Annotated in this window: 8 protein-coding genes; 2 read left to right on the forward strand and 6 right to left on the reverse strand. The window is 52.4% G+C overall.

What is annotated here, in order from left to right; translation table 11 throughout:
- From ACOJWD_RS14910 to ACOJWD_RS14930, 5 genes are all read right to left on the reverse strand, one after another.
- On the reverse strand, positions 1-1,303 hold a 1,303-nt coding region (locus ACOJWD_RS14910; RefSeq protein WP_486994042.1), incomplete at its 3' end, for an ABC transporter substrate-binding protein.
- A complete protein-coding gene (locus tag ACOJWD_RS14915; RefSeq protein WP_486994043.1) occupies positions 1,300-2,733 on the reverse strand; it encodes a family 4 glycosyl hydrolase in 1,434 nt (477 codons plus the stop codon). The genes ACOJWD_RS14910 and ACOJWD_RS14915, both read right to left, overlap by 4 nt.
- 1 nt (position 2,734) lies before the next feature.
- The gene (locus tag ACOJWD_RS14920) at positions 2,735-3,640 is read right to left on the reverse strand and encodes a carbohydrate kinase family protein (protein WP_486994044.1); all 906 of its coding nucleotides are present in this window, start codon (positions 3,638-3,640) and stop codon (positions 2,735-2,737) included.
- Positions 3,633-4,568 carry an amidohydrolase family protein gene (locus tag ACOJWD_RS14925; RefSeq protein ID WP_486994045.1) on the reverse strand — a complete coding sequence of 312 codons (936 nt, stop codon included), beginning with the start codon at positions 4,566-4,568 and terminating at the stop codon, positions 3,633-3,635. Before ACOJWD_RS14925 ends, ACOJWD_RS14920 begins: the two co-directional genes overlap by 8 nt.
- Before the next feature lie 11 nt (positions 4,569-4,579).
- Positions 4,580-5,230: a GntR family transcriptional regulator gene (locus tag ACOJWD_RS14930; RefSeq protein ID WP_486994046.1), complete on the reverse strand. Its 651-nt coding sequence runs from the start codon at positions 5,228-5,230 to the stop codon at positions 4,580-4,582.
- A 232-nt stretch (positions 5,231-5,462) separates the two neighbouring features.
- Here ACOJWD_RS14930 and ACOJWD_RS14935 point away from each other — a divergent pair, with 232 nt between their 5' ends.
- The gene (locus tag ACOJWD_RS14935; protein WP_486994047.1) at positions 5,463-8,702 is read left to right on the forward strand and encodes a DEAD/DEAH box helicase; all 3,240 of its coding nucleotides are present in this window, start codon (positions 5,463-5,465) and stop codon (positions 8,700-8,702) included.
- Positions 8,703-8,958: 256 nt separating this feature from the next.
- Positions 8,959-10,185 carry an MFS transporter gene (locus tag ACOJWD_RS14940; RefSeq protein WP_486994048.1) on the forward strand — a complete coding sequence of 409 codons (1,227 nt, stop codon included), beginning with the start codon at positions 8,959-8,961 and terminating at the stop codon, positions 10,183-10,185.
- Positions 10,186-10,547: 362 nt separating this feature from the next.
- On the opposite strand, the gene ACOJWD_RS14945 is transcribed toward ACOJWD_RS14940, so the two are convergent.
- Entirely contained in the window at positions 10,548-11,288 is a 741-nt protein-coding gene (locus ACOJWD_RS14945) for a class I SAM-dependent methyltransferase (RefSeq protein ID WP_486994049.1), read from the reverse strand.
- Positions 11,289-11,559 lie beyond the last annotated feature (271 nt).

The following is an 11,559-nucleotide window of genomic DNA, read 5'->3' on the forward strand; positions in this document are numbered from 1 at the left end:
ATGAATCATCAAAGATATACGTTGAGGTGTTGGGGTCAAGCGATCCACTCATGTTAACAAAGTCGGCCTGATAGTTCCCGGAATTGAGATTCGTGAGATACGTAGCCGTATCCAATAAATCGATATGCATGGTGATACCGACCTTAGCTAACTGGGATTGCAAAATCTGGGTCAACTGAATGTACTCATTGGTGTTCTGAGCCTGTACCGTAAAGGAAAATCCCTCAGGATTGCCAGCCTCTTTAAGTTCCTTTTTCGCGTCCTTTATACTATACGGTGTTTTGAGTGACGGATCATACGCCCATGACGATGGCGATATTTGGCTATTGGCAATCGATCCAGTCCCATCAAACACCAATTGCCGTATAACCTCTTTATTAATCGCATACTGTACAGCACGCCGATTATGCACATTACTGAGCGAGCCTGTGGTGGTATTGATGTTCATACCGAACCACCCTAGTCCGGCCACATCGTCAACCTTGGCTGACGAACTTTGAACCTGGCTTAACTGACTCGGATCGAGAACATCGGCAATCTGTATTTGCCCATTGTCTAAAGCATCTACTAAAGTGGATGCCGAAAGAATGGGGTCAAACACTACCCGGCTCAAGTGGGGCTCGCCGGGTGTATAGTAAGCCGGATTCTGTACCAACGTACTGGCGCCATTAGGACCCCAGTTCTGAAATTTAAACGGTCCTGCACCCACGGGATCATTCCCATAGGACTTTCCTTCTTTCTGAATAGCCGTCGGAGATGCAATCATGCCCACCGGTCCGGTCAAATCATCTTCAAAGGGCGCAAACGCGGTCTTCATCGTGACGGTGAGTTGAACTGGGCTATTCACGGTAATACTTTGCACTGGCCCCAGATTACTGGCCTCGGGGGATGCATTAGCCGGGTTCAAAATTCTCTCCCAGTTGTACTTAACCGCCGCTGCATTGAAATTGGTCCCATCGGTGAACTTCAAGCCCTTACGAAGAGTAATCACATATTGAAGTCCATCCGAGCTGACGGAAACGTGCGTGGCCATGTCCGGCACAAGTTTTCCTGAGGGGCTGGTCTGGAGCAAGGTACCGTAAATGTTGTCCATAATCTGCTGGTCCAGCGCGGTATGAGACAATGCTGGGTCCAGAGTCTCGGCCGTAGTATAGGTTCCCACTGTGAGTGTACCGCCGTTTTTAGCTGATACCTCAGTTTTCGATTGGGACGCTGCTGTTGTGCTATTGCCACTTGCTCCGCAACCAGCAATGGCCCCGGCCGCTAAGACGCTCAGCACTCCAATCCCAAGTTTTTTCATCATGATTTTTCTCCCCTATCTTTCTCACCGAAGTGGTGGATGCCCGTAGGCGATATTGACGCATTCAATCGTGGAGCTCCATCAAGTTTCAAGCGTTCCTGAATCACCCGAGCTGCCAAATCGTTTCGACCCAGTAAGATGGGATGCTGTTGCAAAGCGATAATCGCGTCGTCCACTTTGTGAGTCTTTGCGGCTAGGACCGTCGCCGTCTCGTACCTTTTGGTTTGATTAATCAGGGATAGGGCAATATCGGAAGGATACGTATGCAACGGTTGAGGCACGATGCAGTCATTTTCGATGACACAAGCACATTCGATTACGGCGTTTTCGGGAAGAGAGGGGAAGACGTCGCCCGATGGCACATTTAAAATGGCAACGGTCGTCTCTTCCGCTAACAATCCTTCCATCACACGAATCGCTACGCCCTCATATCCCTCGCTCGCAAAAAGGCTTTCCGGATTGAGTCCACGCGGGAAAGCACTGGAGGTTTCGTGAGCTAGATAGGAATTAGATCGTCCGGTAATGGTTTCTCCGTATAATTTCCATGCCTCATCCACATTCCCCGTGTTCACCAACCGCGTCACTTCAGGGAAGAACTCGGCCATACTTTGCTGTAGAATCTCTCCACGGCTCTGATGTTCTCGGGTTCGCTCCACCACCTCCTCTGCATGCAGGAAAAAGTACACGTACTCTGTTGGAAGGCCCCCAAAGGCTCGCACTTCCGCTTCCGAAAAGAAACTGAGAGGGCGAATACGGTGCAACAGTTGGGGTAATTCGTCCATAAGACGAGGCATGAGACTCTCTCCCCTATGGCGCACATCGGTGAACCACCCCAAATGATTTAATCCTACGGTTTCTATAGAAAGCGCCTCGGCAGAGAGATTGAGATAGTCCGCAATCTCCATCTGTAAGTGATATGGGGTATCGCAGACCCCGACAAATCGCTCGTCTCCCGCACTTCTGACGGCTTCGGTGACAATGCCCGCAGGATTGGTGAAGTTAACAATCCACGCTCCGGGATTTAGATCGCGAATCCGTTGCACATAATCTAATGTCACCGGAATGCTGCGCAAGGCCATGAAAAACCCGCCCGGTCCTACCGTCTCTTGACCCAAAAGGCCAGCGCGGAGCGCTGTCCGTTCATCAATGGCGCGCGCCTTTTCGCCGCCAACCCGGTAAGTCAAAAAGATAAAGTGCGCATCACGTACGGCGGATGACAAGTCCCCCTTAGCATTCATCGTAATCGAACTTCCCATCTGGGAGGCCACATGCCGGGATATTTCTAAGAGGCTCGCCATCCGTGTCTCGTCGGGGTCGTAAAAATCAATCTGATGGATATGCAATGAAGCCGCATGACGAACGAGACCATAGACCAATCTCGGCGTGCGAAAGGCCCCACCCCCAATGATTGTGAGCTTGAGCTTCTCTACCATGTTAGACCCCCTCCCTTGCAAGAACTGTGGCTTCGATCTCATTCCAGCGAGGGGCGCCGGTACTGCCACCAACCTTGCGTACCGCCTGAGCAGCTGCCCAGGCGGCGCAGCGCAATCGATCTTGAACTCCCAAGTGGCGCATGGAGGCGGCAAGATAGGTGGCGGCAAAGACATCGCCTGCACCGGTTGCATCCACCATAATGGAGGGCTCCGCTGCGACCTCCACATATTCCCCCTCGACTAAGGCCGCGACGCCCTCTGCTCCCCGGGTCACTATCACTTCGGACACCGCCGCGCCTAACACTCCCAGCGCCTTAACAAAATCGGATTCCCCAGTCACCAAGAGCGCCTCCGGTACATTACCAAAGAGGTAGCGAGCGTAGGGAAAGAGTTGTTGCAATGCTGAAGATGTTAAAAACTCAGGATGCCATGACAGAGAAAGGGCCACGGGAACCTCGCGGGCGAATGCCTCCGCAGCGATGGAGCGCGCATAGGGATGGCGTGCCGATAACAGCACTAGTGACACCTCTCCTTGCAGCAAGTCGTGAATCCGCTCCGTCGGATCCGTAAGCGGATGGGTATAGGACACAATCCCTCGATCTCCACTCCAGTTCAGGGCCACCGCAATATTGGTGCGATCCGTTTTCTGAATCTCTTTGGTATCGATGCCTTCACGATGAAGGCGATTCAAGAGCGTCATGCCCAGTTCGTCTTCTCCTACATCCGTGACCAAAGTGGTATCAATATCCAAGCGCGAGAGCGCTATCGCACTAATGGCGTAGCCTCCTGGGGCCCATGACGCATCCCCCACATGAACTTCTTCTCCCGCCGCGGGAAGTCGAGCCATTTCCGACATGACAATGTCGACAAAGGTCGGCCCCACCACTAAGGCCTTTTTTTTACCCATGGCGCTTCACCACCTCGGGATGCAAGAGTTCCCAAGCGTTGTCATACAAAATTCTCTGCAAGTCACTATCCGGCATCCCGTTATACCTGGCGGCCCGGATCAGGTCATTCACATAGCGAACCGCAAATCCTCGCGGAAAGTAGCTGGAATCTGACCCGAAGATAATGCGACGCGGCCCGAAGGTTTCGTAGGCCTTTTGCACCAGTGTTTCCAACGTGAGTGGATAAGGCATCCAGCGAATCCACTGATTAGAACCCGAGGTGTCTACATAGACATTTTGATGTGCCCAGCCTAACTGCAAGAGCTCGGCCCAGTAGCCCGCTCCAAAGTGCGGAATAACAATCGGCAATTCAGGAAACGCGCGCGCTACCGGGTCCACCGTAAGAGGACTCATACGAGGATGAAACACAATGCCGCCTCCACCGCCTAACACGCCGAAGTGAATCAGTAGTGGTACGCGGTGACGAGCCAGTAGTTCCCAAATTGGCCAGTAAGCCTTGTCATCAAAAGGTCTCTCGAGCCGGGGCCCGAACATCTTAAAGCCACTGAGTTTCAAGTCTTCAATGTCGCGAGTTATTTTCTCCAGTGCACGGGGGTCATCAGGGCTGATATGCGAAAAGGAGAACACCCGGTCTTGATGGCGACTTTGGGCTTGAGCCATGAAATCCGAACCTGCACCGGTGACGAATACGACGCCTTCCAGTTGATATTTGTCAAGTTCAGACAGCCATCGGTTGAGCACGACTTCAGGTTCCGGCACCTCTTCCTCGGGTACAGGAAAATCCCATGTGCCCAGCATCCACCGATACTGCTGCTGTCCATAGGTCAGTTCGTCTTCATGAGCTCCTGATGCACGCACACTGCCCTCTCCGCCCTTAACGGCAAAGTGCACGTGAAAGTCTAAAATTCTCCATTGTTGTTTGGGCATCATCAATCCTCCTACAGGATGTTTTTCGACTCTCGTAGTTGCTGACGCAGTTTTGACAGCACGGAATCACGCAGATGGCGTAAATGGACTGTCATGAGCGCTTGCGCCAACGCAGCGTCATGCTGATAGACCGCGTCGCTAATAGCCCGGTGCTCTTGGATTATGGACATCATCAGTGACTCTTCAATTCCGGTATAGACAATCGCTCGGGAAGTCTGGTCCAGTAACATTCCTAACGAGCCTGCCATTCGCGGCTGAGCTATCTGAACATAGAGCCCACGATGAAAGTCCGTTTCTTGCGTTAATGCAGGCTCCTCGGCCTTAGGTTGTGGCACGCGAACCGTTGGATGTGCGGCCACACCGTGAATCAGTTCCTCTTCAATGAGAGTACGAAATTGGAATACTTCAATCGTGTCTTTAAGTTCAATGGAAGCGACCACATATCCAATCCGGCTATAGGGCTTCACCATACCTATATAGGCGAGATACTGTAATGCCTCTCTCACCGGAGTCTTACTCACCCCCAGTTCCTCGGCGAGCAGTTTCTCCTGCAAGACATACCCAGGAGGCCATTCACCGGTCACTAGACGCCGACGACACTCTGCTAAAGCTTCTACCCGAGACAGTTGACGCGATGTCGTACCATTCCATCCGCTCTCCATGTGTAATCGAGCCTTTCATGAATATATTCAAGATACATTGATAGTATCTTTCTGAAATACTATCTGTCAATTAGGAACATAGATATTCTTTTCAACATTTCGAGACCCCACATGCGCACCATCGTGGCGATGCCACTTTGTCTGCAATGGCATTGAGCAATGTTGTCGAATAGACGTTTCGGAGAGCCTACAGATTCGATATACTATGGACAATAATTATCGGAGGCTAAAAATGATCCCGCATCTTCCCTCAACAGACGTTATCAAACGCATGAGCGATCCCATCAGCTATTTAGACGGCATGCGCTATTTTTCCACAGGAAAACTGGGGTTCATCCGTCGGCAAGAAACGCCTGGTCTTGATTACGAGTGCGATATTTATGATGCCTCGCGTACCTTCCATACCGGCGTTGAGCTCTTGCCCACGACCATCACGACCTCGTGTACGTGCGTGAATAAACACCCTAGCCAATTATGCTCGCATGTGGTGGCTTTGTTATTGGCACTGCATGAGTTGGAGAATGCCAGCGTACTGCGTGGGTCCACACCCGCGCCTCCACTTCCCCCTCCACCTACCCCGCGGTCGCTCCATTATCTGACCGAACGGCTGGTCAATGCGTTTCGTGATGCCAATCGTTCAACTTCCCCAGTGGTTCGTTTAGGAAGCAGCCCTCTATTAGTTGAAGTCGGGCTGACGGTACTCCGCGATTACCATCATGAGACGATCGGATTCAGTCTGAAGATGGGTGAAAAGCGGCTTCAGTACGTGCCCAAAATCATGGAATTCCTCTCGGAATGGAACGATCGCAGCCCCTATGTCATATCAAAGACGCTCACGGTGGACCCGGCACGTCATGCCATTCCCATGGAATGCCTAGAATTCATCCACGAACTGCAGGTCATTGCGCATAAATCCGATGTGGTAGCCGCGAGTGGGAACTACTACAATATTCCGTATGGGTCGCAACACCGCTACCTGGTCATTCCCGCCCTGGCGTTTGATGTTCTCCTTCCCTATTTACGAAAAATCCCGGTGTCTTTGGAGCACTCAAGGCCGCTCACCATCTCGGATAATACTTCATTACCCGTGAAAATCGCCTTAACGGCCAGCCCTGATCACCACTATGAATTCAGGGTTTCCGGGCTCTCTCAAGTCACATTTTTGCCGGCCTACGGTATGGCGATAGCGGGTTCCACACTCTATCCGCTAGAGGATACCATCATCCGTCCATTGTCTAGCATGAAAAAAATGACCGCGACTAGCGATAATCTTGTGCTTCCTGCCTCTAAAGCAGATCTAGAACCAATCTTAGAGCATGTCATCCCTGCTTTGAAGAAAGTCTCTGAGGTGGAGATTGCCAAAGAGATCGCCAATCGGGTGGTTGAGGAACCCATGCAGGGACAACTCTACCTCGACATCCAAAACGGTGCTCTCGTCGCGGAACCGCGGTTTAAATATGGAAAAAATACGATTAAGGCGCTTCAATCGGAGAACAAAAAGACGTCATCAGACGGGATTATTATTCGGGATACGACGGCCGAAGACAATTTTTTGGCTCGGCTGCACGCCGCAGAATTCATCCCCGAGGGCGACCGCCTCTACCTGCGTCAAGAAGACGCCCAGTTCACCTTCTTGATGGACCATCTCCCACAGTTGCAGAACGACTACCAAGTCTATCTCACGGAATCACTCGACCCCATCGTGCACGGCTCCTTCCCGTCCGCTCGCTCCTCGGTCGATTTGACCTCCAACATGAATTGGCTCGAGGTGACCTTCGACATCGACGGGATTGATGCCAAAGAAGCCCGCGCACTTCTGCGCTCGGTGATTGAAAAAAAACGCTATCATCGGCTCCGGGACGGGGCCTTTGTGCCGTTGAATGCCCCAGGATTTCGCGAGCTTGGCACTCTCATGGAGGACCTCGACGTCAGTGCCAAAGAACTGCGCCAGGGAAATAAAATCCAACTACCAGCTTTACGGGGACTGAACCTCATTGATCAAACCGACCGCTCCGAGACGGTGGCGGTTGGTCGATCGCTACGACGTTTCCTTGACAACCTTAAGCATCCCGACAATATTGAGGTAGATCCCCCCGCGTCGCTGACCTCCACCTTGCGCGACTATCAACGGTTCGGCTTTCAGTGGATGGCCACGCTCAATCACTATGGCTTTGGCGGCATATTAGCCGATGACATGGGTCTCGGAAAGACCCTGCAGAGTATTGCCTTTATCCTCGCGGAACGAGAAAAGGGGCCATTTGATCATCCCGCACTTATTGTCTGTCCAGCCTCTCTGATGTTTAACTGGGAACACGAAATCGCCCGCTTTGCGCCCTCGCTGAATACCCGCATCGTCACCGGAACCCGAGATGAGCGTGAAGCGATGATGCAAGATCTCACTGACGTGGACGTCCTCATCACCAGTTATCCGCTTTTGCGCCGTGATACCGATCTTTTCACCGGGCCTACCTATCACGCCCTCATTATTGATGAGGCGCAAGCGATTAAGAACCATGCCACCCAAACGGCGCAAGCGGTGGCCTCACTTGAGAGTCCCCGGCGATATGCCCTGACCGGAACGCCCATTGAGAATTCTCTCGATGACTTATGGTCCATCTTGCACACGGTGTTCCCGACCCTATTTTCCAATAGAGAGGCCTTTCGCAGACTCCCTCCCGAGATGATTGCGCGTCGCGTCCGGCCATTTCTCTTACGGCGTCTGAAACGAGATGTACTCAAAGAGTTACCGGATAAGATTGAAACCACCGAACTAGCGGATCTGACCACCCCGCAGAAAACCCTTTATCTTGGATATCTGGAGGAGTTGCGTAAAGCCACGAGTCAAGAACTCGAAGAATCCGACTTCCAAAAGAGTCGATTCAAAATTTTGGCTGGTCTTACCCGCCTTCGACAAATTTGTTGTCATCCGGGCATGTTCGCCGAAAACTATTCGGGAGGGTCCGGAAAACTCGAGTTACTCTTGGAGATTATTGATGAAGCATTGGCGTCGCAAAAAAAGATGCTCATCTTCTCGCAGTTTACGTCGATGCTCGCCATCATCAAAAAAGAATTGGAGGGACGCGGCCACTCCTATTTCTATCTTGATGGCGAGACTCCCGTCAAAGACCGGTTAACGCTCACCGAGCAATTTAACCACGGCGATCGTCCCATCTTTCTCATTTCGCTCAAAGCTGGGGGTACCGGGCTCAATCTAACGGGGGCCGATACCGTCATCTTGTATGATTTGTGGTGGAACCCGGCCGTCGAAGAGCAAGCCGCCGACCGCGCCCATCGCATTGGACAACGTAATGTGGTGCAAGTGATTCGTCTCATCACCGAAGGCACGATTGAAGAAAAAATGTATGAACTACAACAAAAGAAGCGAGATTTGGTCAGTCAGGTGATTCAAGCCAACGAAGAGGGGCTAAGTTCCTTAAGCGAGGAAGATGTACGTGAATTACTGGCACTCTAGACAGCTTCTTTCCTCATCGTCCCTGCCAAGGCGCAATCGAGGCTAACCCAAAAACCGGGTTAAATCAAGTGCAAAGGGTACGTATCGCGGAGTCAGAAGCCATCGATATTTCGTGATATAATGGGGTACAAAAATTTCTGGAAGGGCGGTGCCACCATGGTTCGTGTCACAAAAGGTGCTCCGTCCTCTCTTCGGTTAACGCCCCCTTAGAGTCCTCTCGTCCATACAAACCAACGCTATCGACGAGGGGATTATGATGTCTATACGAAAACATCCCCAGTTCTTGCGCTACTGGATTGGTGACACGGGTTCCGCGTGGTGGAGCCAGGCATTTCAAGTGGCTCTCTTCTGGACTCTCGCGACTCATGCCCACGGAGCGCAACAACTGGGTTGGCTGAGCTTTTGGTCTACCATTCCCGTATTAGCTGGTGGCCCTATCGTGGCCCGATTATTTCATCGTCTGGGCGTCCGCCCGGTGATGGTGGCCGACTTTATATTGCGCACCGCGGCATATGCCGCACTGACAGTTTGGCTGGCATGGCCGGGTCTCGGACAAATGTGGTTCATTGACGCCGCAAGCGCCGTCTGGGGTCTCACCTTTATCGCCAATGCCAGTGGAGGCCCTAGCTTATGGCCGCGTCTCATTCCCAAAGAGCATCTGCCGGTGGCCATGAAGCTCGAGCAAACGGGATGGAATATCTCTGCTGTAGGTGGGGCGGTCACCGGCGGATTATTGGTCATGATCCTTCCTCTGACGGTTTTAGCTCTCATGACCGCAGTGGTCTTTGCCGTGGCGTCACTCAATCTCTATACGTTATCCATTCCCCCACAGCATGAGACTCGCCCTCCGGATCCTTCGCCGCATCCGGCCACCATTCGTCCGTGGCGAGTCATTCGCAGCGATATACGACTCTGGGCTCCTCTCATCGTATTTTGGATGAGCAATCTCGGCGCCGGCGGGCTCACGGTCATCGAACCCATGATGGTGCATCATTGGCATGCTCCGGCGTTCTTTTATGGACTCCTCGGCGCATTGGCGGCCATCGCAGCGACTACGGGCGCATGGTACTGGCCGAGTCGCCACTCATCACGGCCGATGTTAGTACGCCTATGGATCATGGAAGCCATCGCGGGCGTCGCTATGACGGGATACTGGGTCGGTCTCTCGCAACCGGTCTGGGCTTTTATCGCCGCTATTCTCAGCGCGGGACTCGCCGGAGGCACCTCCGTCATGGTCCTCCAGCTACGGTTCGATGCCCTGGTTGAAGATATTCGCGCGATGGTCTTAACACACATCCGTACTCTTCTCCACACGGCCGGACCGATTGGGGCTCTTATTGCAGGACAATGGATCGGACACCACGCACTAGGACCAGCCATTGGCGCGACGGCAATACTGTCCATTGTGCCCAGTGTCAGCTTTCTGCTGATCGGGGTAGGTCACGAGAAACACCTTTATACAGGTCCTGGGATCGACCATTAATCGGTTCTTGCCGCTCCTCGCCTCCGGTATCCGGCTCCGGAGGCGAAAGGCCGCAAGGATTCCCCTCTTTTGGGTCAAGATGGCGATCCTCGCGATCAACACGGTAGCCAGCCGGGTTCTCACAGTGCGTTAACACTGACGATGTGACAACGGTAGGTGGATTTTTCGGTTTATTTATTAGATCAAAGCCGTAGGCCTTAGCTATCATGCGTCAGGTTAGAAGAAAGGCCTGATCTACCATGAGTCACATGCATCACATGTTAGAAAATCCCCAAAATAACTCCATCAGCGTCTCTTGAGTCACCACGTGCCACAACCGTCGCTTGAAAGTCAATACTCTGACGAACCTCTTTGAGCGCCATCTAAAACAATCCTTTACGAGCGGCTACGAGGAGAAACATGGGGCGACGCGATTCATCGTGCACTTGGGGAGCGGCATCGAACATTGCGATTGTCGATTTGGATTCTTGCACGTCTCGAATGTGGAATCCCGAAGCTATCAAGTCATTCATGTAGGTCGCAACGGTTCGGTGATACTTCACGACCTCTTCACCGAGAAACTGGGTATCGCGCCTCCCTTCCTCGTGGTAGTGATCCACGACCCAATGGCGCCGTTCCCCAGCGGAGCCGTAACACCAGTCCTGGCTGACGTCCGCGGTAAAGATCGGATGTTCCACAGAGAATACAAAGTCACCATCGGGACTCAAACAGCGCGCGACGTTGTGGCAAACCTGCGAAAAATCCTGGACATAGTGGAGCGCGAGAGAACTGATAACCACGTCGAACGTATTCTCGGGAAAGTCGATGCTCTCGATAGCGAGCTGACAATATTGAATTGCCGGATCTTGCGTATCGGCTCGAGCGCGCTCCAGCATTTTAGCCGATAGATCGACTCCCAGAACTGCCTCGGCATGCTGTTCTTGCGCATAACGGCAGTGCCAACCGAATCCACAGCCTAAATCCAGCACTCGTTTGTCGCGAAGGTCAGGAAGCATCGCCCGAAACGTCATCCATTCTCCCGCGGCGGACAGTCCTTTTTTGGATCGGTTCATCTGACTGTACTTCAAGAAAAACTGTGGGACATCATATTTATTCTGTTTCATCGATCTGACTCCTTTTGGGCATTGAAGAGCTGTCATGCCGCATTTTCCAGATGCTTAGTCTAGCCGATCACCGTTTTTCAGGTCCCATGCGCCGGGATGTCGGGAAAAGACATGGGCGGCGCTTGCCACGATTCTTTTAATATAGCCGTTACCTTCGATGCCAGCGACCGTCAGACCCTCTATAATGAGATGGTGGAGGCATGCTGCAATGAATAGTCGGGTTCTAAAAGCTCTGGACGCCATGAAAGAGCAGGTGAATGCTGAATATGGA

This window comes from Sulfobacillus sp. TH-112, from assembly GCF_057473405.1.

Excerpts from the sequence above, each read along its gene's own strand:
- ACOJWD_RS14915 (WP_486994043.1), bottom strand. The coding sequence starts at position 2,733 with ATGGTAGAGAAGCTCAAGCTCACAATCATTGGGGGTGGGGCCTTTCGC.
- ACOJWD_RS14920 (WP_486994044.1), bottom strand. The coding sequence starts at position 3,640 with ATGGGTAAAAAAAAGGCCTTAGTGGTGGGGCCGACCTTTGTCGACATT.
- ACOJWD_RS14925 (WP_486994045.1), bottom strand. The coding sequence starts at position 4,568 with ATGCCCAAACAACAATGGAGAATTTTAGACTTTCACGTGCACTTTGCC.
- ACOJWD_RS14930 (WP_486994046.1), bottom strand. The coding sequence starts at position 5,230 with ATGGAGAGCGGATGGAATGGTACGACATCGCGTCAACTGTCTCGGGTA.
- ACOJWD_RS14935 (WP_486994047.1), top strand. The coding sequence starts at position 5,463 with ATGATCCCGCATCTTCCCTCAACAGACGTTATCAAACGCATGAGCGAT.
- ACOJWD_RS14940 (WP_486994048.1), top strand. The coding sequence starts at position 8,959 with ATGTCTATACGAAAACATCCCCAGTTCTTGCGCTACTGGATTGGTGAC.
- ACOJWD_RS14945 (WP_486994049.1), bottom strand. The coding sequence starts at position 11,288 with ATGAAACAGAATAAATATGATGTCCCACAGTTTTTCTTGAAGTACAGT.